The 24,609-nt window shown below is 72.0% G+C and carries 17 protein-coding genes and 1 pseudogene; 9 read left to right on the top strand and 9 right to left on the bottom strand.

The genetic code is table 11. From position 1 onward, the window contains the following. Positions 1-11: 11 nt before the first annotated feature. On the top strand, positions 12-1,181 hold the full coding sequence (locus OG946_RS22335; RefSeq protein ID WP_326797813.1) for an adenosine deaminase: 1,170 nt from the start codon (positions 12-14) through the stop codon (positions 1,179-1,181). Between the two features lie 389 nt (positions 1,182-1,570). Here OG946_RS22335 and OG946_RS36165 read toward each other — a convergent pair. Then, positions 1,571-1,735: pseudogene (locus OG946_RS36165) on the bottom strand (TetR/AcrR family transcriptional regulator); the annotation flags it as partial. Positions 1,736-1,784: 49 nt separating this feature from the next. Between OG946_RS36165 and OG946_RS22325 the strand changes: the two are divergent. Beyond that, positions 1,785-2,522: an NAD(P)-dependent oxidoreductase gene (locus OG946_RS22325; protein ID WP_326797812.1), complete on the top strand. Its 738-nt coding sequence runs from the start codon at positions 1,785-1,787 to the stop codon at positions 2,520-2,522. Positions 2,523-2,618: 96 nt separating this feature from the next. Here the strand turns inward: OG946_RS22325 and OG946_RS22320 are convergent, their stop codons facing one another. After that, entirely contained in the window at positions 2,619-3,674 is a 1,056-nt protein-coding gene (locus tag OG946_RS22320) for a UDP-N-acetylmuramate dehydrogenase (RefSeq protein ID WP_326797811.1), read from the bottom strand. A 10-nt stretch (positions 3,675-3,684) separates the two neighbouring features. Then, positions 3,685-4,653 carry a nitroreductase/quinone reductase family protein gene (locus OG946_RS22315; RefSeq protein ID WP_326797810.1) on the bottom strand — a complete coding sequence of 323 codons (969 nt, stop codon included), beginning with the start codon at positions 4,651-4,653 and terminating at the stop codon, positions 3,685-3,687. Between the two features lie 107 nt (positions 4,654-4,760). Here OG946_RS22315 and OG946_RS22310 point away from each other — a divergent pair, with 107 nt between their 5' ends. After that, positions 4,761-5,219: a MarR family winged helix-turn-helix transcriptional regulator gene (locus OG946_RS22310; protein WP_326797809.1), complete on the top strand. Its 459-nt coding sequence runs from the start codon at positions 4,761-4,763 to the stop codon at positions 5,217-5,219. A 24-nt stretch (positions 5,220-5,243) separates the two neighbouring features. Here the strand turns inward: OG946_RS22310 and OG946_RS22305 are convergent, their stop codons facing one another. After that, complete coding sequence (locus tag OG946_RS22305) at positions 5,244-5,846, bottom strand: DedA family protein (RefSeq protein ID WP_326800338.1); 603 nt, start codon at positions 5,844-5,846, stop codon at positions 5,244-5,246. A 225-nt stretch (positions 5,847-6,071) separates the two neighbouring features. Between OG946_RS22305 and OG946_RS22300 the strand changes: the two genes are divergently transcribed. The 3 genes from OG946_RS22300 to OG946_RS22290 all read left to right on the top strand — a co-directional run bounded on the left by OG946_RS22300 (position 6,072) and on the right by OG946_RS22290 (position 9,561). Further along, positions 6,072-7,226 (top strand): sensor histidine kinase, encoded by a 1,155-nt coding sequence (locus OG946_RS22300; protein ID WP_326797808.1) that lies wholly within the window; start codon positions 6,072-6,074, stop codon positions 7,224-7,226. Beyond that, a complete protein-coding gene (locus OG946_RS22295) occupies positions 7,226-7,861 on the top strand; it encodes a response regulator transcription factor (protein WP_326800337.1) in 636 nt (211 codons plus the stop codon). Before OG946_RS22300 ends, OG946_RS22295 begins: the two co-directional genes overlap by 1 nt. Before the next feature lie 128 nt (positions 7,862-7,989). Further along, positions 7,990-9,561 (top strand): N,N-dimethylformamidase beta subunit family domain-containing protein, encoded by a 1,572-nt coding sequence (locus tag OG946_RS22290; RefSeq protein WP_326797807.1) that lies wholly within the window; start codon positions 7,990-7,992, stop codon positions 9,559-9,561. Between the two features lie 61 nt (positions 9,562-9,622). Here the strand turns inward: OG946_RS22290 and OG946_RS22285 are convergent, their stop codons facing one another. After that, positions 9,623-9,805 carry a hypothetical protein gene (locus OG946_RS22285; protein ID WP_326797806.1) on the bottom strand — a complete coding sequence of 61 codons (183 nt, stop codon included), beginning with the start codon at positions 9,803-9,805 and terminating at the stop codon, positions 9,623-9,625. A gap of 268 nt (positions 9,806-10,073) precedes the next feature. On the opposite strand from OG946_RS22285, the gene OG946_RS22280 reads away from it, so the two are divergent. Further along, positions 10,074-11,378, top strand: a complete 1,305-nt coding sequence (locus OG946_RS22280) for a hypothetical protein (protein WP_326797805.1) — start codon at positions 10,074-10,076, stop codon at positions 11,376-11,378. Between the two features lie 94 nt (positions 11,379-11,472). Here OG946_RS22280 and OG946_RS22275 read toward each other — a convergent pair whose 3' ends face one another. Both OG946_RS22275 and OG946_RS22270 read right to left on the bottom strand, forming a co-directional pair. Next, positions 11,473-12,465: an IPT/TIG domain-containing protein gene (locus tag OG946_RS22275; protein WP_326797804.1), complete on the bottom strand. Its 993-nt coding sequence runs from the start codon at positions 12,463-12,465 to the stop codon at positions 11,473-11,475. A 102-nt stretch (positions 12,466-12,567) separates the two neighbouring features. Then, positions 12,568-13,365, bottom strand: a complete 798-nt coding sequence (locus OG946_RS22270; RefSeq protein WP_326797803.1) for an IPT/TIG domain-containing protein — start codon at positions 13,363-13,365, stop codon at positions 12,568-12,570. A gap of 527 nt (positions 13,366-13,892) precedes the next feature. On the opposite strand from OG946_RS22270, the gene OG946_RS22265 reads away from it, so the two are divergent. After that, positions 13,893-14,375 (top strand): Ig-like domain-containing protein, encoded by a 483-nt coding sequence (locus OG946_RS22265; RefSeq protein WP_326794252.1) that lies wholly within the window; start codon positions 13,893-13,895, stop codon positions 14,373-14,375. A 682-nt stretch (positions 14,376-15,057) separates the two neighbouring features. After that, a complete protein-coding gene (locus OG946_RS22260) occupies positions 15,058-16,524 on the top strand; it encodes a transcriptional regulator (RefSeq protein WP_326797802.1) in 1,467 nt (488 codons plus the stop codon). 191 nt (positions 16,525-16,715) lie between these two features. On the opposite strand, the gene OG946_RS22255 is transcribed toward OG946_RS22260, so the two are convergent. Further along, positions 16,716-23,246 carry a type I polyketide synthase gene (locus OG946_RS22255; protein ID WP_326797801.1) on the bottom strand — a complete coding sequence of 2,177 codons (6,531 nt, stop codon included), beginning with the start codon at positions 23,244-23,246 and terminating at the stop codon, positions 16,716-16,718. Between the two features lie 15 nt (positions 23,247-23,261). Then, positions 23,262-24,575, bottom strand: coding sequence for a beta-ketoacyl synthase N-terminal-like domain-containing protein (locus OG946_RS22250; protein WP_326797800.1), 1,314 nt, complete (start codon positions 24,573-24,575; stop codon positions 23,262-23,264). Positions 24,576-24,609: the final 34 nt, after the last annotated feature.

Genomic DNA, 24,609 nt, shown 5'->3' with positions numbered 1-24,609 from the left:
AAGATCTCTCCATGGAGCACGACCACCGCCCCGCCGCGCGAGACGTACGCCGCCTGCCGAAGGCGCATTTGCACCTGCACTTCACCGGCTCCATGCGCTCCGCCACGCTCATCGAGCTGGCCGGGAAGTACGGCGTGCACCTGCCCGAGGCGCTGAGCAGCGGCGAGCCGCCCAAGCTGCGCGCGACCGACGAGCGCGGCTGGTTCCGCTTCCAGCGTCTTTACGACCTGGCCCGCTCCTGTCTGCGTACGCCCGAGGACATCCAGCGGCTGGTGCGCGAGGCCGCGGAAGAGGACCTCGCGGACGGCTCGGGGTGGCTGGAGATCCAGGTCGACCCCACCTCGTACGCGCCGCGCCTCGGCGGGCTGATCCCGGCGCTGGAGATCATCCTCGACGCGGTCGAGACCACGGCCAGGGACACCGGCCTCGGGATGCGCGTGCTGGTCGCCGCGAACCGGATGAAGCACCCGCTCGACGCCCGTACCCTCGCCCGCCTCGCCGTGCGCTACGCGGACCGCGGCGTCGTCGGCTTCGGGCTCTCCAACGACGAGCGCCGCGGCTTCGCCCGCGACTTCGACCGCGCCTTCGCCATCGCCCGCGACGGCGGCCTGCTGGCCGCCCCGCACGGCGGCGAGCTGGCGGGCCCGACGAGCGTCCGCGACTGCCTGGACGACCTGGACGCGAGCCGCATCGGGCACGGCATCCGCGCCGCCGAGGACCCGCGGCTGCTGTCGCGGCTCGCGGCGGCGGGGGTGACGTGCGAGGTGTGCCCGTCGTCGAACGTCGCCCTGGGGGTGTACGAACGGCCGGAGGACGTGCCGCTGCGGGCGCTGTGGGACGCGGGGGTGCCGATGGCGCTGGGGGCGGACGACCCGCTGCTCTTCGGGTCGCGGCTGGCGGCGCAGTACGAGCTGGCGCGGACGTACCACGGGTTCACGGACGAGGAGTTGGCGGAGCTGGCGCGGCAGTCCGTACGGGCCTCGGTGGCTCCTGAAGCCGTGCGGCGGGGGCTGCTGGCGCGGGTGGACGACTGGCTGTCGGGGGAGCCGGAGGCCGGCCGTCAGGCGGCCGGCGGGGGCGCCGCGGGCGGGTCTGCGGGCGGCGAGGCTTCCGCGGGCGGCGGGGCGAGCGCGGCCCAGAGCGTACCGGACAGCGCCGCGGCGAAGTCGTCCGCCGGCTGAGCCGCCGCGGGCCCGCCGAAGGCCACGAAGAACGCCCGCTGGAAGCACGCGCCGATCAGCATTCCCGCCGCGGCCCGCGGGTCCGCGTCGGCGCGGATCCGGCCGCGCTCGCGCTCCCGGACCAGGTAGTCGGTGAGCGCGTCGCCCGCCTCGTACGGTCCCTTGCGCCCGACCGCGGCGAGCCCTTCCGCGAACCGCGTGAGCAGCCCCGGCTCGGCGAGCAGCGCGCCCACCATGGGCAGCATCTCCTCGTAGAAGTCCGCGGCCTTGCGGGCGACGGCCGTCAGGCACTCCTCGACGCCGCGGGCGCGGGGGTCGTCCCCGTCGTCGGTCAGCTCGGTGCACAGCGCGGTCAGGCGGGGCAGCCGCTCGATGAGGACGCGGAGGAAGATGTCCTCCTTGTTGACGAAGTGCTTGTAGAGCAGCGCCTCCGAGCAACCCGCCTCGCGCGCGATCTCCTTGGTGGTCGCGTGCACGAACCCGGCGGTGCGGATGAGCCGCTCCGCGGCGTCGACGATGCGCTCGGGAGCCGGCCTTGACGGGGAGGTGGGCATTCACTCACCCTAACAGGGGGTGGGTGAGCACCCACTTACGGGAGGGACCATGAAGCTCACGGTCTTGGGCGCGTCCGGCGGGACCGGCCGGGAGGTCGTCCGGCAGGCGCTGGCCGCCGGGCACGAGGTGACGGCAGTGGTGCGCAAGGGGGCGCGGAGCCTGGCCGCGGTGGCGGGCGCGGACCCCGGGGGCGGCGCATCGGGTGGGAAGGGCCGTAGCGCGGAGGGAAGCTCGCACCGGGGCGGACAGGGCGGCGGGCGCGGGCGGTTGACGGTGATGACCGTCGAGGACCTGACGAACCCCGCGGCCCTCGGCCCCGTCGTCAAGGGCCGCGACGCGCTGCTGTTCTGCCCCGGGCTGCCGGGGGGCGGCCGGCCCACGGGCCGCCTCGGCGCCGCCGCGCACGCGCTGGTACGGGCCGCGCGGGCGGCGGGCGTACGGCGGCTGCTGGTCGTCAGCACGGCGCCGGTCGGGCCGCTGCCGCCGGACGAGGGGGTGCTGGGGCGGGCGGTGTCCCCGGTGCTGCGGACGGTGTTCAAGGACGTGTACGCGGAGGCCGCCGCGATGGAGTCGGAGCTGGCGCACAGCGGTCTCGACTGGACGGTGCTGCGGCCGGGCAAGCTGACGAACCGGCGCGGCAAGGGGCGCTACCGGCGCCGGGTCGGCGGCAATGTGCCCGGTACGGGGACGCTGGCGCGGGCGGACCTGGCGCGGGCGGTGCTCGACCTGATGGACGACCCCGCGGTGCGGGGGCGGACGGTGGGGCTGGGGTCGGCGCGGGGATGAGGGCCCGTACGGCCGCCGTCCGCCGCAGGCTGACGCCGAACCGTCGGCTGCGGGGTGACGCCGATCACCGGCCCCAGGGCGACCCTCGACCGCCGGCTACAGGCTGACGCCGATCGTCACCGGCTCGTTGACCAGCGTGACGCCGAAGGCGTCCCGTACGCCGTCCCGCACCTCGCGGGCGAGCGTGAGCAGGTCCTCCGTGGTCGCAGAGCCGCGGTTGGTCAGGGCCAGGGTGTGCTTGCTGGAGATGCGGGCCGGACCCGTCCCGTAGCCGCGGGTGAAGCCGGCGTGGTCGATGAGCCAGGCCGCGGACGTCTTCGTGCGCCCCTCCCCCGCCGGGAACGCCGGCGGGCGCGCGTCGGGGCCGAGGCGGTCGGCGACGCGGGCGAGGAAGGCGGCGTGCGCCTGCTCGTCGAGGATCGGGTTGGTGAAGAAGGAGCCGGCCGACCACGTGTCGTGGTCCTCCGGGTCGAGCACCATGCCCTTGCCCGCGCGCAGCTTCAGCACGGCATCGCGCGCCTGGGCGGCCGGCACCCGCTCGCCGGGCGCGACGCCGAGCATGCGCGCCGTCTCCCCGTACCGGATGGGCGCCGAGAGCCCGCCCTCGTCGCCGAGCCGGAAGCGGACGCGCAGCACGACGAAGCGGTCGGGGTCGGCCTTGAAGCGGCTGTGCCGGTACGAGAAGCCGCAGTCGGCGCCGGGGACGGTGACGGTCTCGCCGGTGGTGCGGTCGTACGCGACGACCTCGGTGATCGTCTCCGCGACCTCCTGGCCGTACGCCCCGACGTTCTGGATCGGCGTCGCCCCGGCCGAGCCGGGGATGCCGGCGAGGCACTCGACGCCGGCGAGTCCCGCGTCGACGGTGCGGGCGACGGCGTCGGACCAGTTCTCCCCCGCGGCCAGTTCGAGCGCGGTGCCGTCGAGGGCGAAGCCGGCGGTGGCGATGCGCAGCGCGGTGCCGGGGAAGCCGGCGTCGGAGACGACGAGGTTGCTGCCGCCGCCGACGATCAGCAGCGGCGTCCCGGCGGCGTCGGCCGCGCGCACGGCCTCGACCACCTCGGCGTCGGTCGTGGCGGTGACGAGCCGGGCGGCGGGACCGCCGAGGCGGAGGGTGGTCAGCGGGGCGAGGGGGGCGTCGTGGCGTACCTGCACGGGGCCAAGGTTACGGGCCGGGGGTGACAGCGCGCGTAGGCGGTGCCGGGAGGCCGAGGGCGGGGAGCAGCTCGCGCTCCTCGTACGCGAAGTGGGCGTCGAGGCGGGCGGCGAGGGCGTGCAGCTCGGCGAGGACGGCGGCGGCAGCGGGGGCGGCGGCCGGGTCGGCGGCGGCTTGCGGCGCTGCGGCGGCCAGGTCGCGTACGCGCTCCAGCATCGCGGTGACGTCGCGGTGCTCCTCGCGGATGCGGGCGACGGCGGGGGCGAGGTGGGGGAACTGCCGCTCCATGGCGCCGAGGGCGCCGTCTTCCGCGCCGTGGTGCTCTTCGAGGGAGCCGCAGTAGGCGAGGCAGTGGCGGCGGAGGTCCCGGAGGGCGGGTTCCCGGGCGGTGTCCGCGGGAGCGCCTTCGGCGGCGGCCAGCACGCCTGCCAGCTCGCGGCGCAGCTCCTCGTGCGCCTTGAGCAGTTGCTCCCCGGCGGCCAGGCGGCGCCGCGGGTCGGCGAAGGGGTTGGGGGCGGCGGCGGGGTCGGGGGCGGGGTGCAGGGCGATGACGGGGATGGTGCGGGCGGTGCCGCGCTCGTACGCGGCGAAGGCGGGGTCGAGTCCGGCCTGCACCGCGTACATCCGGTCGCGCTCCGCGGCGGGCAGCGGGACCGCGTCGGCCTCGTACGCCGTGGTGCCGCCGGGGGCGTCGGCGTCGCGGATCTCGACGGTGACGCGGGGGTGGGCGAGGAGGTTGTGATACCAGGCGGGGTGGTGGTCGGCGCCGCCGTTGGAGCCGAAGACGAGCAGGCGGGCGCCGTCGCGGAGGTAGACGACGGGGTTGGTGCGGCGGGTGCCGCTGCGGGAGCCGGTGGTGGTGAGCAGCACGAGGGGTGCGCCCTCGAACATGCCGCCGACGCGGCCGCCGTTCGCCCGGAACTCCTCGATGACCCGCCGGTTGAACTCCGCAGGGCTCGGCTGCTGCTCGGTCGTCACGGGGACCGCCTCTCGCGCTCGCGGGTAGCATCGCGCTCACGCCGCAGGAGATTTTGCTTTGAAAGCAAAGAAGCTTTGAGCACAAAGCTAAAGAAGGGAGCGCCGCGGTGTCAACCGCCGGTCCTGACGTCGACGACGCCATCCGTACGCTGCTGCTGCTCATGCCGCGCATGGTCGGGCGCGCGAAACGGCTGCCGGTCCCCGCGGAGCTGCACTCCCTCGCCCTCGCCCCGCGGCACCTGTCGCTCCTCGCCTACCTGCTCTTCGACGGCGAGTCGAGCGTCAACGAGCTGGCCGAGCGGCTGGAGGTGGCCCCGACGACCGTGAGCCTCATGGTCGGCGAGCTGAGCCGCAAAGGTGTCCTGGAGCGCCGCGAGGACCCGGCGGACCGGCGGCGGAAGCTGGTCAGCATCACGGCGGAGCGCCGCCCGGCGATCGACGGGTGGCTGGGGCGGAGCGCGGCGGCGTGGCGGGTGGCGCTGGGGCCGCTGACGGCGGCCGAGCGGCGGACGTTCGTGGAGACGCTGACGGCGTACGAGCGGCACCTGGGCGGCGACCCGTCGTAGGGCCGGACGCCGGGGCGGTACGGGCTACGCGCCCCCGCGCGGCGCCCGGTGGCGGCCGCGTCCTGCGGTCACGGCCCGTACGGCGAAGAACAGGACCACCGCGAGAGCGACGACGCCCAGGACCACCTTGGAGTACACGCCGACCAGGTCGCTGATCTCGTGCCAGCGCGAGCCCAGCCAGTAGCCGGCGAGCACGAACACCGTGTTCCACAGGGCGCTGCCGGCGGCGGTGAGGCCGAGGAAGACCGGCACCCGCATCCGTTCGACGCCCGCGGGCACCGATATGAGGCTGCGGAAGATCGGGATCATGCGGCCGAAGAAGACCGCCTTCGTGCCGTGCCGGAGGAACCACGCCTCCGTACGCTCGATGTCGCGCACCTTGAGCAGCGGCAGCTTCGCCGCCAGCGCGACGGTCCGCTCGCGGCCGAGGAGCGCGCCCACCCAGTACAGCGCGAGGGCGCCGACGACCGAGCCGACGGTGGTCCAGACGAGGACCGCCGCCAGGTTCAACCCGCCCTGGCTGGCCGTGAATCCGGCGAGCGGGAGGATGACCTCGCTGGGCAGGGGCGGGAAGAGGTTCTCCAGCGCGATGGCCAGCCCGGCCCCCGGCGCCCCGAGATCCTCCATGAGCCCGGCGGCCCACCCCGCGACGCCACCGCTGGGCGCCTCTCCCGCAGCGATTCCGATCATGGTGATGACGTTACGTGGCCGGTCCGACAACCGGAATCCGGGGTCCCACCCAGGCCCGTACGGAAAACCACACCCCCCCGGCTGTGCCGGACCGCACCCCGGACCATCGTGCGGAAAGCCGCAGTGCGCCTCTCCCCCGCCCGCGGTTAGCGTGACCGCATCATGCGTCCGATCCTGCTCCGCCGCCTGCGTACCGCGGCCGGGGTCCTCACCGGCGGCCTCACCGCCCTCGTCGAGCTGCCGCTGGTCGCCCTGTGCGGGCTGTGGCTCCTGGCCGCCTGGCCGTGGCAGGCCGCCGCCGGCGGCGCCCCGCGCGCGACGCGCCTGCCGTACGCGGCCGCCGCCCGCCTGGCGACGGCGGAGCGCACGCGCATGACGTACTTCTACGGCAGCGAACTCGCCCCGCCCCGCGCCACCCCCCGCGCGCTGCAGTACCTCGCGCTGCGCTGGGGCGTCGGCGCGCTCGGGGGCGCGGTGCTCTGCACCGCCCTCATCGGCGCGGCGTACGGCTCGACGCTGCTGTGGATCTGGTACGTCGCCCACGGCGTCGACCACTGGACCCTCATCGCCTCCGCCCTCGGCGGCCTGTTTCTCCTCTTCCTCTCCATCCAGGGCGTCGACGGTGTCGCCGCCCTGGACAACCACCTCGCCCACCGCTTCCTCGGCCCCAGCCCCGCCGACCTCCTCCAGCGCCGCATCGGCGAACTCGCCGCCACCCGCGCCGGGATCGTGGCCGCCGTACACGACGAGCGCCGCCGCATCGAACGCGACCTCCACGACGGCGTACAGCAGCGCCTCATCGTCCTCGGCCTGCTCCTGGGCCGCGCCCGGCGCACCGGAGCCGCCGACCCGGACAAGGCGCGGGAACTGCTCCGCCAGGCACACGAACAGTCCCAACTGGCGCTCACCGACCTGCGCGAGGTCGCCTGGCACGTCTACCCGGCGGCGCTGGACGACGCGGGCCTGCGCGCCGCGCTGGAGGCGCTGGCGGAGCGCTCGGAGCTGCCCGTACGGATCGACTACGCGCTCGCGGAGCCGCTGCCGGAAGCGGTGCGTACGGTCGCGTACTTCACCGTCTCCGAGGCCGTCACGAACGCGATCAAGCACTCGTCCGCCACGCTCGTGACCGTACGGCTGACGCGGGATGCGACCATGGCGCGGGTGAGCATCGAGGACGACGGCACGGGCGGCGCGGACCCCGCCGGCGGCGGCCTGCTGGGCCTCGCCCGCCGCGTCGCCGCCCTCGACGGCCGGCTCGCCGTCTCCAGCCCGCCCGGCGGGCCCACCACCGTCACCGCGGAGCTGCCGTGCGCGTAGTGCTGGCCGACGACTCGACACTCCTCCGCGAGGGCCTCGCCCGCCTCCTCGCCGACGAGGGCCACGAGGTCACCGCCGCCGTCGGCGACGCCCCGGCCCTGGTCGCGGCCGTCGCCGCCGACCCGCCCGACGTCGCGGTCGTCGACGTCCGCATGCCCCCCGGCCACTCCGACGACGGCCTGCGCGCGGCGCTGGAGATCCGCGAACGGTGGCCGGAGACGGGGGTGCTGGTGCTGTCGCAGTACGTGGAGCGGCGCTACGCGGCCGAGTTGGTCACCGGCAGCACGGGCGGCGTCGGCTACCTGCTGAAGGACCGCGTGGTCCAGGTCGACGAGTTCCTCGACGCCCTCGACCGCGTGGCAGCGGGCGGCACGGCCCTCGACCCCGAGGTCGTACGCCGCCTCCTGACCCACAGCACCCGCACGGACCCCCTGGACCGCCTGACCCCGCGCGAACGCGAGGTCCTGGACCGCATGGCCCAGGGCCACACCAACGCCACGATCGCCACCCGGCTGCACGTCTCGCAGAGCGCGGTGGAGAAGCACGTCAACGCGATCTTCGACAAGCTCGACCTGGGCCACACGCAGGGCTACAGCCGCCGGGTCCTGGCCATCCTGCGCTATCTGGAGCCGTGAGCCCCCGCCCCGGGGGGCGCGGACGCAGTCCCCTCCGTACGGACCGGGCACGCCGGGCGGAACACGGGCCGCCGTGCGACGCTGCCGCTGGGAGGTGGCGAGAGACGGGCCGGACGTACGGAGGCGACATGGGCCCTGGCGGACAGGAGACACCGCGGCACAGCGTGGAAGACGGGCCTGTGCTGCGCCGCAGGACCCTGCTGAAGGCGGGTGCCGGGCTCGTCCCCGCGATCGCCGGCGCCTGCGACGCCCCCGCCGCCGGCGAGGGGGACGCGTCGGCCGCACACCGGCCCGAGGAGGAACGGGACCGGTCCGGGACCTCCGACTGGCGTATCCGCTCGAAGGGTCCCGAGGCGGCCGTCGCCGCGTATGCCGACCGGGTGAGCGTGCGGCCGGGCGAGGAGTGCGGCCTGTACGTGTCGACGACCGCCCCGTCCTTCACGGTGTCGGCCTTCCGCATCGGCTGGTACGGGGGGGCGGGGGCGCGGCTGGTGTGGTCGTCCGGGCGGGTACGGGGCCGGGCACAGTCCGGGCCCCGGCTGGTGTCCGACACCCGTACGATCCGGGCCGAGTGGCGGCGCACGATGAGCCTCGACACGGAGGGCTGGCCGGAGGGCGCGTACCTGCTGCGGCTCGACACCCGGGACGGCCACCAGCGCTACGTCCCGCTGGTCCTGCGCTCGGAGCAGGGCGAGGGCCGGACGGTGCTGATGCACGCGCCCGCGACCTGGCAGGCGTACAACCGGTGGGGCGGCTACAACCTCTACGAGGGCGCCTCCGGTTCGTACGAGAAGCGGTCGCTGGCCGTGAGCTACGACCGGCCCTACGACCGTGACGGCGCGGAGAAGTTCATGGTGTACGAGCGGCCGGCGGTGGTCCTCGCCGAACGGCTCGGCATCCCCTTGGCGTACACGACCGGGAACGACGTGCACCGCGACCCGCGGGTGCTGCGCGGGGCCGCCGCGGTCATCTCCCTGGGCCACGACGAATACTGGACCCCGCGGCAGCGCCGGCACCTCACCGAGGCCCGCGACGCCGGCACCAACGTGGCCTTCCTGGGCGCCAACACCTGCTACCGCCGCATCCGCCTCGAAGGGAACAGGGTGGTCTGCTACAAGTCCTCCTTCAAGGACGACCCCTGCTACACCAGCCGCCCGGCCGCGGTGACGGCGGCCTTCCGCCAGGACCCGGAGCCCGACCCCGAGTCCTCACTGACGGGCGTGCTCTACGAGGGCTACCCGACGGACGCCCCCTACGTCGTCCACACCGCGGGCCACTGGCTGTACGAGGGAACGGGCGTACGCCGCGGCGACCGCTTCGACCACCTGGTCGGCGTCGAGTACGACCGGGTCACCCCGGAGTCGCCGCACCCGGGGTCCATCGAGATCACCGCCCACTCCCCGCTGGTGTGCAACGGCCGCCGCAGCAGCAGCGATTCGGCGTACTACACCGTGCCGGGCGGCGCGGGCGTCTTCGCGACCGGCACCATGCGCTGGGTGGAGGCCCTGACGGCCAAGACGCCCCACGCGGGCCGCGTCCACGGCATGGACGCCCGTACCCGCGCCTTCGTCACCCGTACCACGGAGAACCTCCTGCACGCCTTCGCCGAAGGCCCCGCCGCCCGCCACCGGCCGAAGCCGAACCCGAACGTGAAGGAGATGTACGAGAAGGAAGACTGCGGGACCCCCGCAAACTGCTGAGGCCCGGGTTCCGGGGGTAACAGTGCGGGACGCCCGTACCTGACGGCACGGGAGGGAGTCGTCAGATCCCGGAAGCCACCAGGTCCGGCTCGCCCGCCACCGCCAGCCGCCGGTGCCCGCCCTCGCCGAACAGTTCGCCGATCACCATCCCGGGAAACCCGATCGGCTCGGTGCGCCCCTGCAGCGCCACCCGCACCCGCCCACTGCTCCCGGCGATGCTCCACGAGCACGTCCGCCCATTCACGCGAGGGAACCACCACTCCGCGGAGCACCGGGCCGCCCTCGGGGCCGTACTCCCTGAACGTATGGACGAACGGAAGCTCAGCGAGCAGCCACGCCAGATGCGCCCACTACCCACCCTCCCCCTTCGTCCGGGTCGATTCTGCCGGAGGGCGGCGGTCCGCCGGTGGCCGGCGAACCTCCCTGCCGCGCAGGCATGGACGAGGATTGCGGCGCGTCAGCCGCAGTGACATTGTGGTGCGCTCAGTCGAGTACGGGGTGGGGGGGCGCTGATGCGTGCGACGAGGTGGATCGCCTGCGCGGCGGTGGTGGTGGCGTTACTGGCGGGCTGCTCGGACTCCGGAGAGGACGAGGAGAACCCCGGGGCGAAGGACGGCAAGCGCACCGGCCCGTCGCCGAGTGCCGAGGCGACGCCGCCCGGCACTCAGTTGGAGGTGCCGGCGCTGTACGACACGGGGCGCGGCTGGGAGTCGACGGAGGAGGGCACGCAGTTGCCGCTCCCGCGGACCGGCGCGGTGGCGGTGTACTGGGAGCGGCCGGGCGAGGGGGGAGCCGACGAGTACGGCTTCACGGTCCTGGACGCCGAAACGGGCGAGAAGCGGTGGAGCAGCGTCCCCGTCAGCCCGCTGGAGAGTACGAATCTTCCGTACATCAGGGCGACCGTGGACGGTAAGGAGTATCTGGCCCTCTGGTCGTCCGGCACCACGGACGACGATGCCATCAACCGCGGCAAGGAGATCGTCGCCATCGACATCTTCCCGGCCGATTCGTCCGGTGACGGCGTACGACCGGTCCACGTCGAGGTGGACGGTGAGGGCAAGGTCCGCGACGGAGGCGCCGGCCTGCTGGTGCAGAGCGGCGACGACACCGTGGTGGCCGTCGACCCGGCGACCGGCGACACCACCGAGTACCGCGTCAACGACCAGGATCCGCCGGCCGACTGCCCCGAATGTGACAGCAGTTGGCAGGTCAAGGGGCTCACGGACGACGGTCTGCTGATCGGCACCAGCATCGACATCGACTACAACGGTTTCTGGGTCCCCGGCGGCTTGACCGCCGCCGACCTCCGGCCGAAGGGAGTCGACCCGGAAGAGCCGTCCCGCGTCCAGGTCATCTCGGACGACCTCCTCGTCGTCGACTGGGGCCAGGAGCGGAACTCCGACGCGATCGTGTGGAGCGCCGTCGACAGTTCCTCCGGCAAGACGCTCGCCACGGTCCGCTGCGAGGGAGACACGACCACCGGCGACCACCACCTGTCGGCCAACGGCCGCTACCTCGCCCACGGGGGCCGCGTGTTCGACCTGGAGGAGGGCACAGGCGTCTGCTTCGAGCGCACCGACAGCACCAACGCGGTCGAGTTCCAGCTCGCCACCGACGAGGGCGTGGTGTACGGGAACGCCATCGGCTCCGGGGGGTTCATCTCCTCGGAGCAGCCGGTGCAACTCGACATGAGGACCGGCAAGATCGAGGAGTTCGACGACGTCACCATCGACTTCCCCTTCGGCGACACCGCCGGCTTCGGCCTGTTCTGGGACGAAGCGTCGCGCACGATGGTCGCGTACCCGCACGCGAGCTGAACCCCCGCACACGGCCCGCCCCGCGGCGCTGGACGAGCCCCTGTCTCCCGGGGCAGCGGTGCCGGAGGACGGCGCCGGGTGCGGTGTGGCTGGGTCACTGGTAGGTGAAGGCGAGGGGGTTGCTGGTGCCGCCGGGGGTGTGGACGGTGACGGGGACGCTTCCGGCGCCGGGCGGTGCGGTGGCGAGGACGATGGTGTCGGAGATGGCCGCGAAGTTGGCGAGGGTGGCGCCGAAGAGGACTTTGTCGGTGTAGGTGAGGGCGGTGCCGTTGATGGTGACGTTGGTGCCGCCGGTGGCGGGGCCGGTGTTGGGGGCGAGGCTGGTGAGGGCGGGCTGCGGTACGTAGGTGTAGTACGGGTTGCCGATGCCGGTGCTGCTGGTGCCTCCGGGTGTGGTGACGGTGACCACCACGGTGCCGGTGCCGGCCGGCGCGGTCGCCGTGATCTGGCTGTCGCCCACGACCACGAAGCCGGCGGTCTGGGCGCCGAAGTGGACGGCGGTGGCGCCGGTCAGGCCGGCCCCGAGGATGGTGACGGTGTTGCCGCCGGCGGTGGGCCCGAAGTGGGAGTCGAGGTCGATGACGACGGGCACCGCCGCTGTGACGTAGGTGTAGGTGAGGCTGTTGCTGGTGCCGCCGGGTGTCGTCACCGTCACGGCGACGGAGCCCGAGCCGGCGGGTGCGGTGGCGGTGATCTGCGTGCTGTTGTTGACGGTGAAGACGGCGGAGGCGGCGCCGAAGTGGACCGCGCTGGCGCCGGTGAAGCCGGTGCCGGTGAGGATCACCTGGTTCCCGCCGGTTGTCGGCCCCTGGCCGGGTGCGAGGCTGCTGAGCACCGGTGCGGGGACGTAGGTGTAGGTGAGGCCGTTGCTCGTTCCGCTCGGCGAGGTCACCCGGACGGTCACGGCCCCGGAGCCCGGGGGCGGGACGGCTGTGATCTGGGAGTTGGTGACCACCTCGAAAGCGGCTGAGTTGGTGCCGAAGCGGACGGCGGTGGCGCCGATGAAGGCGCTGCCGGAGATGGTGACCTGGTTGCCACCGGCGGCGGGGCCCTGGGTGGGATTGAGAGCGCTGATCACCGGTGCCATGGAAGGGGACCTTTCTCGCTTGTCTCTCGCTCGGGCGGGGGGCGTGGGGGCGTGTGTGCCGTGGTTGCCCATGGCACACACGCGCGCGTGGTGTTGCAGGGGTCAGGTGGTGAAGACCAGTGCGGGGGTGGTGGTGCCGCCGGGGTTGGTGACGGTCACGTTGAGTGCCGTTCCCGTGGGGGCGCCGGAGGGGACCGTCACGATCAGCTGGATGTCGCTGGAAGCGGCGAAGCTGGCCGGGTAGGCGGTGGGGCCTGCGGGGTCGGTGAAGGTCACCGCGCTGACGTCGTAGAAGCCGGTGCCGGTGATGAGGACACCGGTGTCTCCCGGCGATCCGGTGCTGGGGCTGATGCCGGTGGCCGTCGGCTGGTCGTAGTAGGTGTACTGGTCGGCGGCCCCGGTGATGGGGCTGGTCCCGCCGGGGTTGGTCACCGTGACGTTGACGGTGACCGGGACGCCGGTGACGGCGAAGGAGGGCGGGGTGGCGGAGCGCTGGGAGTCGCTGACGACGGTGCCGAGGGTGCCGGCGCCGGCGGCGCCGAAGGTGACCGCCGTGGCGGCAGCTAATCCGCTGCCGTAGAGGGTGCTGGCCGGCGGGGAGGTGTCGGGGCCGGCGTTGGCGCTGACGGCCCCGATCGTGGGGGCGGCGACGTAGAAGAACGCCTTGCTGTTGCTGGTCGAACTGCCCACGGTCACACTGACGTTGACCTGCCCGGCGCAGCCGCCGGGGGCGGTGACGCTGATCTGGGTGTTGGCGACCGTGACCGTGCCGTTCACGGACGTGTTGCCGAAGTGGACGACCGGCGTGCTGGCCAGGGCGCCGAACCCGGTCCCGGTGATGGTCACCGAGGTACCGGCCGTGCCCTGGGTGGGGCTGATGGACGTGATGAAGGGGGCCATGGAGTCCTCCTTTGAGGAATGAGTTGGGCCGCCGCATCCGGACCGGTGCCGCGTGCGGAAGCAGAGACGCAGAGGGGGGATCGGATCACTACGCCCGGTACGCCCGTGACCGGGCTGCCGAGCCGAGGTGTGAGGGGAATCGCGGTACTGCCGCGCCGATGCCCCCACGGAGAGATGAACGGTCCACCTGTGGCGGATATAGCCAGTGAGCCACTCGGGTGAAACGAGTGCAAGAATATGAACGACACATCACCCAAACGAGTTACATCCGCGTGACTGTTGGGACATATGGATACATCTGAGCTGATCAATATCCTCGTCCGGCTGCATCCGGGCGTTCCGGGCGAAGGCAGGTGGAACCGGAAGCACCGCGCGAAGGGGGGCGTTCCTCCGGTGGGGTATTCCGTGTGATCCAAGTGGACCGACTCCCGAGCGCCTTCCGCACCGTCACCGAAGCGGCGACTACGGTCCTCGGCTGTCCGGCGGGTGAACAAGCCCGCAAAACCCTCAGCTCAAGGAGCCCACCAGTGAGTCGTTGGCAGCGATGGACATTCTGGAAGGCAGCGCTCTTCTGCGCACTGGCCGCAGTCATCGGCCTGGCTTCCCCGGCCGCAGCCCTGGAGCCCTCCACCACCTCGGTCACCGCAACACCCTCAACCGCGGCCGTCGGCGCACCGGTGGAACTGGCCGCCACGGTCGGCTGCCCGGACGACCCCAGCGGCGGACTGGGCGTCTCCTTCTTCGACGGCCCCGACCTCCTCGCCACCGTCCCCGTCGCCCCCGACGGCACCGCAACCTACGACACGAACTTCGCCACCACAGGCACCCACACCATCACCGCCGCCTACAACGGCAACGACAACTGCGCCGCCTCCAACGACGAAACCACCGTCGTGATCTCCTCCTCCCCCACTCCCCCCACACCGCCCTACGGCTTCTGCGCCCTCGCCTGCGGCAGCCTGATCAACTTCACCGCCGGCAACATCGACAACGACGTCACCGTCTACTGAACACCCCCCAGCTGACCGGGCGCCGCTCACCATGACCGAATAACAGAGCGGCGCCCACAGCCAACCCACACCACCGCCACCACAACACCGCCCTGCACCAACCCACCTGGCAACGCGACCGGATCAGCAATCCTGCCGGGCAGCGCACAGCCGCCGGCCCTCGGACGAATCGCCGGCGGAAGCAGGGCTTGCGGCCGCCAGTGCGGCGCGGTGCCGGGCGAGGTCGGCCCGCGGCCCTTCGGCGTTTGCGGTCAGCGCGTAGCGTCGAAGGTCGCGGCTGGCACGCCGCAGGGATCGGCCTGAACTGCAGGTTCATCTCTCTTGCGCTTGCCGGGACGGTGCCGATGGGGCTGAGCCGACCGTCTCTTGGACTCGCGCGAGCACGTCGCGTTGATCATACCGTGCGCCACCTCCTCCCACTGTCACTGTATTTAAAAAGAACAACCAATGAGAAGGTGAAAACTGGTGCACGAGGGAACGTTTCTTTCTCAAACGCTACTTACGCGCCGGTGGGTGCGACTTCGATGCCGGTTCATCACTTAGCGCACTTGCCACGGGCAAACGGAAACACGAGAATGATTGCAGGGGGAGTCTGGGGTTCTCGCACGGGGCTGCTTGGTCAAATTTCCTCGTTGAGTGGCGGCACGGCCGTTCTGCTCAGAGGTTCTTTGAAAGGATTAAGATGGCTGCCCGTAAGCTCGTTTCTCGTCAGCCGAATCAGAGACTTGAGGCCCTGCTACACGAGGCCGGGATCTCGAATGCCGGACTCGCTCGGCGAGTGAACCTCCGAGGCAGCCAGCGCGGTCTCAACCTGCGTCACGACAAGACCTCCGTGAGTCGGTGGGTGCGGGGTCAGCGTCCTCGAATCCGCACGGCAGTGATTATTGCCGAAGTACTCAGCGAGAAACTCGACCGTACCGTATCGCTGGACGAGATCGGAATGGCGTACGGGAAAAGCCTGGCCAGCAACGTAGGTCTGGAATTTGCACCAGGTCTGGCCGAGGCCATCCAGACGACATGCGAACTCTGGTCCTGCGACGCCGACCCCCGGGGCCTGGTGTTCGGCCCTACGGTGGCGGTCTCCACTCTGATCGGCCCCAGCCGCGACTGGCTCATCACGGCATGCGACGCGGAGGTCTCCCGCGAGGGCGGCTCACAGGTGCACCTCGCCGACGTGGAGGCGGTGCGGGAGACGGCCCTGGCGCTGTCCGGGCTGGACCGCAGCTTCGGCGGCGGCCACACTCGTTCTGTCGCGGTGCACTACCTCAACGTATTCGTCTCAGGACTGCTCTCAGGCACATACACGGAGACGATCGGCCGCAGTCTCTTCGCCGCCGTTGCCCAACTCACCAAGCACACCGGCCTCATGACGGTGGACACCGGCAGGCCCGGGCTGGCGCAGCGTTACTACATCCAGGCGCTCAGGCTGGCTCAAGCGGCCGGCGACCGCGCGCTCGGTGGATTCGTGCTGGCCGATGGTATGGCCACTATCGCACCGCTTCTCGGTCACCCACGAGAAGTGGTGCCACTCGCCCTCGCCGCCCGTGGCGGCACCGGCAGCCTCACAACGCCGTCCGTGGAAGCGCTGTTTCACCTGGCGGAGGCACGCGGGCACGCTTTGCTTGGTGACGCATTTTCCTGTGAGCGGAGCGCAGACCTCGCACTCGAGATGTTGGACGAAACGTCCTCGGACGGCGAACCCGAGTGGATCGCGGACTTCACCGCTGCGCACTTGGCCGACGGGCTGGCCCATTGCTACCGCGATCTGGGCCGTCCGGCCGAGTCGGCCCGTTGGGCTCAGACGGCGCTTGACGGCCTGCCCCGGAGAGACGTACGCCGTCGCGCCATCGATCTGCTGTTACTCGCCACTGCACGAGCCGAGGCCGGTGAGGTGACGGAGGGGTGTCACCACGCCTTGCGCGCACTGGAGTTACTCGGCGGATTGCGCTCGCACCTCGGCATGGAGTATCTGAGCGATTTCCGCGGACGCCTGCAACGCAACCGGGACAGCGAAGCGCGGCGGGCGTTCGAGGACCAGATGGCCGACAGCGCACCCACGTTGGGCAGGCAGCGAGGAGGGGAGGCCCGGACCGTGCGCTGGCACGTTGGCGACGCCGGCCCCGTGCCTCAGACACCGGCTACAAGGTAGCGGCCGGCGACGTTCGAGGCCGGCACTGCGACGGGGGGCTGATGCGGCAGAGCCTTGCCGGAGCGGCGGTAGATGACGGGGGCCGGGTGACGCCGAATCAATCGACGATCTGCTGGACAGGTGCACTCGCGGGCGACGGGCTCCGGGAACGGTTTGCTCACGCCCCGGAGCCCGTCAGGAATGCAGCGCGCTCAGGAGGGAATCAGTCCCAGACGTTCGGACAGCCCTTCGGCGAGTGCCGCGAGGGTACGGTGCCGCCACACGAAGTCGCCGGCCAGGCGCACGCCAAGGACCGGTTCGATGCGCGCCCGCACCTCGGTGGCCAGCAGCGAGTCGAAGCCCAGGCTGCGCAGCGGGGTCTGCGGGTCGATCCTCGTGGCGCCGATCCGAAGCACCGCGCGGATGTGCTCGGCCAGAAACGTCTCCAGCGCCCGCCGCTGGGCGGTACCCGTCGGCATGGAGCGCAGCCGCTCCACCAGTTCCCCCGGGCTTTCCTCACTCCCGCTCGCCCCGGCGTCGCCGTCCGGCCTGACCAGGCTGAAGAAATCCCTGCCCCACCCGACTCCGGGAATCCACGTCCCAGCGTCTCCGGGAATGACCCCGGCCTGGACACTTCCCTGCACCAGCAGTTCCTGCAGCGCCCGGAATCCCATCTCCGTGGGGATGGTCTGGTATCCGCGTCGGGCGAAATCAGTAGCTGCCCCGATTTCACCCCAAGGGCCCCAGTTGACCGCCAGCGTGGGCAGCCCGAGAGCCGTTCGCCAGGCCGCGAAGGCATCCAGCCAAGCGTTGGCCGCCGCGTACCCGGCCTGGCCGGGATTCCCCAGCAGTGACGCCATGGAGGAGTGGACCACGAACCAGTCGAGCCGGTGCGCGGCGGTCGCCCGATGGAGGTGCCATGCGCCGTCGGTCTTCGGTTTCCACGCCTTATCGAGCCTCTCCTCGTCCAGTGTGGTGACGGCGGCGTCCGCCAGCACCATTGCACCGTGCACGACACCCCGCAGCGGCCACGGCTGTTTCCCGGCCGCGGCCACCAGGCGCTCCGCGGTCTGCTGCTCGGCGATGTCGCCCAGCACGACCGTGATCTTGGTGCCCTGGGCGTCGAGGTCGCGCAGCGTTGCCGTGGCCTGGGGGGTGGGCGTGGTACGCCCGTTCAGCACCAGATGACCGGCGCCCTGCCGGGCCAGCCACTGCGCGGTGGCCAGTCCCACGCCGCGCAGGCCGCCGGTGATGATGTACGCCCCGTCTCGTCGCGCGGTCACTGGCCCGGCAGGCAGCACGGCGACGGTCTCGCCCTGCGCGGGCGTGGTCAGCACCAGCTTGCCCAGGTGGCGTGCTCCCGCCATGAGCCGGAACGCCTGAGAGGCGGCAGTGAGCGGAAACGTCGTGGAGTGCAACGGCGCGAGCTCGCCCGCCGTGAACTGGCCGAGCACCTCCCGTAGCACCTGGTCGAACACCTCCGGCTGTGATCGCTGAAGTTCGATCAGGTCGACGGTACGGAACGTGATGTTGTGCCGCAGCGGCGAGAGCCCGAGCAGCCCGTCGGAGAGGATGTCGCGCACACCCAGCTCGATGAAGCGTCCGAAGGGGCGGAGTGTTTCCAGCCCGGCTCTGATGGCCGCTCCCGAGAGTGAGTTCAGCACCACGTCGACGCCCTCGCCGCCCGTTGCCTCGCGGGTTCGGTCCCGGAAGTCCAGCGTCCGGGAATCCATCACCTCGGTGATTCCCATAGCCCGCAGATGGCTGCGTTTCTCTTCACTGCCCGCAGTGGCCAGCACCTCCGCCCCCAGATGCCGGGCGACGGCGATGGCCGCGAGTCCCGTACCACCGGTTGCCGAGTGGATCAGCACGCGTTCCCCCGGGGCAAGCCGCGCGACATGGCGCAGCGCGTACCACGCGGTGAGAAACGCGATCGGCAGCCCGGCGGCGGCGACGGCGCCGAGACCCGGGGGGATCGAGGCGACGGCTCTGGCCGGCAGTGTGACGAAGGAGGCGAAGGCGCCCCCCTCCAGATTCACCGCGAGTACGTCGTCCCCCACGCAGAAACGCTCGACGCCGGGGCCGACGGCCGTGACGACACCCGCGCACTCGAAACCGATCCCGTCGAAGGCACCGGTCGCTCCGGCACCGGCGCTGGCGCTGGCGTCAGGGAGCATGCCGAGGGCGATCAGGACGTCGCGGAAGTTCAGCCCGGTGGCGGTCACACGCACCTCGACCTCGCCGGCGCCGGGCGCGATCCGAGGCGACTCGGCTAGCTGCAAGCTCGTCAGATCGCCGGGGCGGCGCACCAGCAGCCGGAATCCGTCTTCGCCGCTGCGCACCATGCGCGCGGCCAGGACTCGCTCGCCCTTCGTCAGTGGCGTCCGCTCCAGTCTGGCGACATGCCGCGCCCCGCCGCGCAACGCCACCTCGTCCTCAAGGTCCTCGGTGTCGGGCACCTGATAGGACATCAGCTCACGGGCCAGCTCCCGCAGTGCGGCGCGGTCGTCGCCCTTGCCCGTGTCCGGGCCGGAGCGGGCGTCCGCGTCGACCAGAGTGGCCTGCAACTCGGGGTGCTCCAGCGCCAGCACACGCACCACGCCGCGCAGCGCTCCCTGGGCGGGATCGGCCGTATCGCCGGGGCGCACCGGGCGGGCGCCCCTCGTCACGGCGTAGAGGCGCACCGGCCCGGCCGCCACGCCCGTGATCGCCTGTGCGGCGGCAAGCAGGAGCCTGACCTGCCGCAGGCCCACCGCCGCAGGGCCCTGCCCCGCCTCTCCGGCCCCGTCCCCGTCCCCGTCCTGCCGGCACAGCACCGCTACCACGCGGGGCGGCTCCTTGGATGCCTCCAGCCGCGCGACGAGTGAGGCCGTCAGCCCCTGAAGTCCTTCGTGAGCGGGAGGCGGCTTCCACACCTCTGCCTTCCCGCCCGCCGACTCGATGGCGCGGGCCAGCGCACGGGAACTCCCGGCATCCTGCCCGCTTTCGCTGATGATCAGCGTCGTGGGCGCCGATACGTCCCGCGACGAGGTGCGGCGCGGGGACTCGTACCATCTGATGCCGCTGAACCAACTGTCCACCGCCTTGGAGTTCGTGGCGGCGCGCCGTGTGAACTTCAGGCCGTCGATGGACAGCACGGGGCTGCCCGCCTGGTCCAGCAGCCGCACGTTGCCGGTGAGGGCATCGTCGCTCGTCTCGGCGATGTGTGCGTGGCAGTACACCGTGGTGGCGATATCGCCCAGGACACGCAGGTCCCGCATCCCCACCGGGAGCAACGTCCCCGAATCGGCCTCCTCGATCAGCCGTGCAGCAACGAGTTGGGCGCACAGGTCGATGAGCACGGGATGAATACGCAGAGACGTGTGCCCGGACCGCCGGGCCTCCTGGGGGACCTCGACCTGTGCCCAGTAGCTCTCGCCGTCCTCGGCTCCGCGCAGCCCCGTCACCCCTGCGAAGGCCGGCCCGTGCGTGAGTCCACGGGCCCGCAGGCTCTCGTAGAGGGTGCGCGGGTCGAGGCGCCGGGGATGCCCGGAGGCGAGGGAGCCGACCGATGAGAGCGAGGAACGCGGCACCGGAGCGCGGCGGCGCAGCACCGCCGTGGCCTGCAGTACCCAGGTGTCCTTCTCGCCGCGTGCGTAGATCTCACACTGCGCGTGGTCGGCGTCCGTCAGAGTCACGGTGGTGCTGACGGGGGTTCGCTCGGTGAGACGCAGGAGTTCCAGGAAGCGCACGTCGGCGACTTCCACCTCGTGCGGTCCGGCGTTGAACACGTCGCAGGCGCAGCTCAGCGCGATGGCGCAGTGGACGGCGCCCGGCAGCGCCGCCGAGCCGTACACCTGGTGATCCGCCAGCCAGGGGAGGCGGGAGATGCCGGTGTCCCCGTGCCAGCACAGGCGGTGCGGCGTTCCGGGAATCTCCGTACGCCTGCCGGGTAGCGAGTCGGCATCGGCGCCGCCCGGGCTTGCCTCCGAGCGAGGTCGGGGGATCTCCGGACGGGTGAAATGGCGCGTGCGGTCGAACGCGATGGTGGGCACTTCCGCGAGCTGCGCGTCCGCGTAGAGCACGGACCAGTCCACGGTGCCCCCGGCGCAGTGCAGCGCTGCCAACTGGACTCGCAGCGTGGCAAGTTCGTCTTCGTCTCGGAGCAGCGTGGGCAGCACCACCGGCTCGGTCGCCTGATCGTTGGGCACGGCGAGGCTGCGGGTGAGGGCCCGGCTCACGACGGGGTGGGGCGAGATCTCCACATAGAGCGTGTGGCGGTCGGCGGCAGCGGCGGCCACGGCGGCGGCGAACCGCACCGGGCGGCGCAGGTTCTCGCACCAGTAGCCGGAGTCGAAGGCCGGCCGGCCATGGGGGTCGTCGAGCACCGTCGAGTAGAAGGGCAGATGCGGTGACCTGGGTGTCAGATCGTCGAGCGCGGCACGGAGATCATCGAGCAGTGGGTCCACCTGCGGCGAGTGCGAGGCCACGTCCACCGCAACGGTGGACGCCGGGACGCCACGCGCCTGCCAGTCCTCCACCATCCGGTGCACGCGGGCCGTCTCCCCCGCCACCACGGTGGACCCGGGGGCACCGAGCACCGCCACCGAGACCTGCCCGACGGGGGTGTCCGGGTCCGCGCCGGCTGCGGCGATCTCCGCCTCGACCGTCTCCGCGTCCAGTTCCACGCTCGCCATGGCGCCGTTACCGGCGATGCGCTCCAGCAGTGCGGAGCGGCGGCAGATCACCCGTACTCCGTCCGGCAGCGACAATGCTCCGGCGACCACGGCGGCGGCCACCTCGCCCATCGAGTGCCCGATGACCCCGGCCGGCTCCACGCCGTGGCCGCGCCAAGCGGCGGCAAGCGCGATCTGCAGTGCGAAGAGCACCGGCTGCACCCGTCCGCAGCCGCTGACCGGCCGGCCCCGGCGCACCACGTCCAGCACCGAGAATCCGGCCTCTGCAGTGATGAGTTCGTCCACCTCCGCCAGCGCCGAGGCGAAGGCCGGCACGGTTCCCAGCAACCCGCTGCCCATTCCCGGCCATTGGGAGCCCTGCCCGGAGAAGACCCACACGGGCCGACGGGAGATGCCCGAACCGACCGAGCCCGTCACCACATGGGGCTCCGCCTGTCCGGCGGCGTACATCCGCAGCGACTCCGCGAGCCGGCCGTGTGAATCGGCCACCACGCCCAGCCGGCCGCGGCCGGGGCTGCGCCGCATCGCAAGGGTGTGGGCGACGTCCCGCAGCGGCACGCTCGCACCGCCGTCCTCCAGCCACTCGGCCAGGCGGAGCGCGGCGTCCGGCAGCACAGCGGTCGAACTGGCCGGGACCAGGAAGACCTCGGGCGCGGGCGAGGGCAGGGGCACCGCCGGCTTCGGCCTGCCCCGGCCGCCGCGTGACCTGCTGGTGGGCGGCTGCTCAAGCACCGCGTGGGCGTTGGTCCCGGCGAATCCGAAGGAAGAGACGGAAGCCAGCCGCGGTCCGGAGCGGACCGGCCATTCGACGAGCCCGGTGGGCACGAACAGCCGCGTGCCCTCGGGCCGGCACGCCGGATTCCAGTCGGTGAAGTGGAGGTTGGGGGGGATCAGGCCCCGGCCGAGACTGCCGATGACCTTGATCAGCCCGGTGATACCGGCGGCCGGCTCCAGGTGGCCGAGGTTGGTCTTCACGGACGTCAGCGCGCACCGGCCGCCATCGGCTCGGCGCTCGCCGTACACCGCGGCCAGACTGGCGAACTCCGCCGGGTCGCCGACCGGCGTGCCGGTGCCGTGTGTCTCGACCATGCCGACGTCGCACGGGTCGACGCCCGCCGCGGACAGTGCACGGATGTACAAGGCCCGCTGAGCGTCGGAGGAAGGCGCTGCCAGTCCTTCCGAGGCGCCGTCCTGGTTGACCGCCGAGCCGCGTAGCACGGCCAGCACCCTGTCGCCCGCCCGCACCGCATCGGCGAGTCGTTTCAGCACGACCACACCGCAGCCCTCCCCCCGCACGAAGCCGTCGGCGGCGGCGTCGAAGGCGTGGCAGTGCCCAGCGGCCGAAAGCATGCCCATCCGCGCGAACGACTGCGTGGTCCGGGGCTGGAGGATAAGCGACACGCCCCCGGCCAGAGCGAGTTCGCACTCGCCCGCGTTGAGGGACTGGGCAGCCAGGTGGAGCGCCACGAGGGAGGAGGAACAGGCCGTGTCCAGGGACAGCGATGGCCCTCGCAGGCCGAGGAGGTAGGAGATCCGGCCCGGGGCGACACAATGGCCGTTGGTCAGGACAGAGCCTTCCAGTTCGCGCGGGTGGCCCGTGAGTCCGTCCATGTAGTCGTGGTAGCTCATGCCGGTGAAGACGCCCACAGGCATCCCGTTGAGCGACTCGGGGCGGAATCCGGCGTGCTCAAAAGCCTCCCACGCCACCTCAAGCAGCAACCGGTGCTGCGGGTCGAGAACTTCTGCCTCGCGGCCCGAGACACCGAAGAAGTCGGCATCGAAGCCTGAGACGTTGCGCAGGAAGCCGCCCCAGGGGCGGAACTGGGAGTCCGCACCTGCACTCAGCTCCGCCCGGTCCGGGGGCAGCTCGCCGACGGCGTCACGTCCGTCCGCCAGGAGCTGCCAGAGAGCCGCGGGAGAATCGGCGTCGCCGGGCAGCCGGCACCCCGCGCCGAGCACGGCGATCTCCGCGCCACGCCCCCTCCGCGCGGCGTCGGGGAATCCCCCGCCTGCCTGCCCGGCGGTCTCGTCGTACGCGCGGTCCGGCGCGTCTGGGTTGTCGTCCATGACTGGCCTCTCTCCCTACGCCGCGTCCGCGCTGCCCAGGAGCATGGCGTGTTTCACGCCGCCGACCTGGTAGTTGAAGCTGAACGCGTGGTCGAAGTCGAGTGGGCGGGTCCTCGTGCCCGGCACGGGATCGAAGGGGAGTCCGTCGGCGGGCTGCTCGCAGTTGGCCGTCGGGCACACCTCGCCGTGCTCCATCATCAACAGCGTCAGCGCGGCGCCCAGACAGCCGGCCGCGGAGCCGTTGTGGCCGAAGATGCCTTCCTGCGACGTCATCAGCACGTCGGAGGAGTCGCCGTACAGCTCCCTGACCGCCGCGGACTCGAAAGCGGTCACCACGGAGTTGCCGTCGCTGCCGCCGTGCACGTAGCCGATCTGCGACAGGCCCCAGGTCTCCCCGAGGCAGGCACGGACGGCCCTGACCAGCTCGGCACCCGTTTCGTCGCAGGCCAGCGGATTCGCCAGCCCGTCGCGGGTCATCGCCGTGGCGAGGATCTGGCCGTAGACATGCGCGCCGCGCCGCTCGGCGTGGCCACGGCTCTCCACGATGAGCGTGGCGGAGCCTGCACCGTGGTTGATGCTGCGGGCGCGACGGTCGTAGGGGCGCATCAGGTCCTCGAAGGACGGGACGAGCTCCGGCATCCCGTCAGTGCGCAGAGCGTCGTACGTGCGCTGGGCACCGCGCAGCAGCCGCTGGATCTTTTCGATCAAGTCGATGCTGAAGACATCGACACCCGTCACGGCGGCGACCTCCACCTCGTTCTGGGCGATGAGCCGCCGCGCCTGGCCGAGTTGCACGGCAGAGGAAGCGCAGCCGCACGAGATCGTGAAGCACGGGCCGGTGGAACAGGTCAGCGCCGCCTGGACGAGGGACACGTCGGAAGGCGTCATGGCCTGCTCGGCCGCCACGAAGAGCTCCATCGCCTCCTGCGGACTGGTGCCCGCCGGATCGGCGCCCAGCACCGACATGTAGCTGTCGATGTTGGCATCGATACCACCGCGCCCCGCCAGGATGGCCGCCTCGGCGAGCGCAGGGGAGCGGAACTCCAGCCCGGCGTCCGCGCATGCCTCGGCGAAGGAGACCAGGCCGAAGCGGTGGGCCGCGGTGTAGTGCCTGGAGAAGAACTCGGGAACGTCGGGGAGGCGTTCGGTGAACATCTCGGGGGTGAGTTCCACGGACCCGTAGTACATGGGCGCGGCTTTCAGGAAGGTGCCGCCGCGTGACGCGACCTGCCAGAGATCGTCGGCAGTGAAGGTGGGTGCGGGGTCGCCTGGCAAGCAGAATCCCATGCCGGTGACGACAACGTCCTGGGCGCTCCTGGATCGATTCATCGGCGTTCCTTGTCTGAGGCGTGCGTCTGGCGGC

Source organism: Streptomyces sp. NBC_01808 (assembly GCF_035917395.1).
Taxonomy (GTDB): Bacteria; Actinomycetota; Actinomycetes; order Streptomycetales; family Streptomycetaceae; genus Streptomyces.
This window is presented reverse-complemented; position numbering and strand designations above follow the sequence as displayed.

What these genes read in the sequence shown, in the direction of transcription:
- OG946_RS22275 (WP_326797804.1), bottom strand. Translation starts at nt 12,465, where the DNA reads ATGGCACCGGTGATCAGCGCTCTCAATCCCACCCAGGGCCCCGCCGCC.
- OG946_RS22335 (WP_326797813.1), top strand. Translation starts at nt 12, where the DNA reads ATGGAGCACGACCACCGCCCCGCCGCGCGAGACGTACGCCGCCTGCCG.
- OG946_RS22300 (WP_326797808.1), top strand. Translation starts at nt 6,072, where the DNA reads ATGCGTCCGATCCTGCTCCGCCGCCTGCGTACCGCGGCCGGGGTCCTC.
- OG946_RS22290 (WP_326797807.1), top strand. Translation starts at nt 7,990, where the DNA reads ATGGGCCCTGGCGGACAGGAGACACCGCGGCACAGCGTGGAAGACGGG.
- OG946_RS22250 (WP_326797800.1), bottom strand. Translation starts at nt 24,575, where the DNA reads ATGAATCGATCCAGGAGCGCCCAGGACGTTGTCGTCACCGGCATGGGA.
- OG946_RS22305 (WP_326800338.1), bottom strand. Translation starts at nt 5,846, where the DNA reads ATGGAGGATCTCGGGGCGCCGGGGGCCGGGCTGGCCATCGCGCTGGAG.
- OG946_RS22280 (WP_326797805.1), top strand. Translation starts at nt 10,074, where the DNA reads ATGCGTGCGACGAGGTGGATCGCCTGCGCGGCGGTGGTGGTGGCGTTA.
- OG946_RS22270 (WP_326797803.1), bottom strand. Translation starts at nt 13,365, where the DNA reads ATGGCCCCCTTCATCACGTCCATCAGCCCCACCCAGGGCACGGCCGGT.
- OG946_RS22255 (WP_326797801.1), bottom strand. Translation starts at nt 23,246, where the DNA reads ATGGACGACAACCCAGACGCGCCGGACCGCGCGTACGACGAGACCGCC.
- OG946_RS22325 (WP_326797812.1), top strand. Translation starts at nt 1,785, where the DNA reads ATGAAGCTCACGGTCTTGGGCGCGTCCGGCGGGACCGGCCGGGAGGTC.
- OG946_RS22260 (WP_326797802.1), top strand. Translation starts at nt 15,058, where the DNA reads ATGGCTGCCCGTAAGCTCGTTTCTCGTCAGCCGAATCAGAGACTTGAG.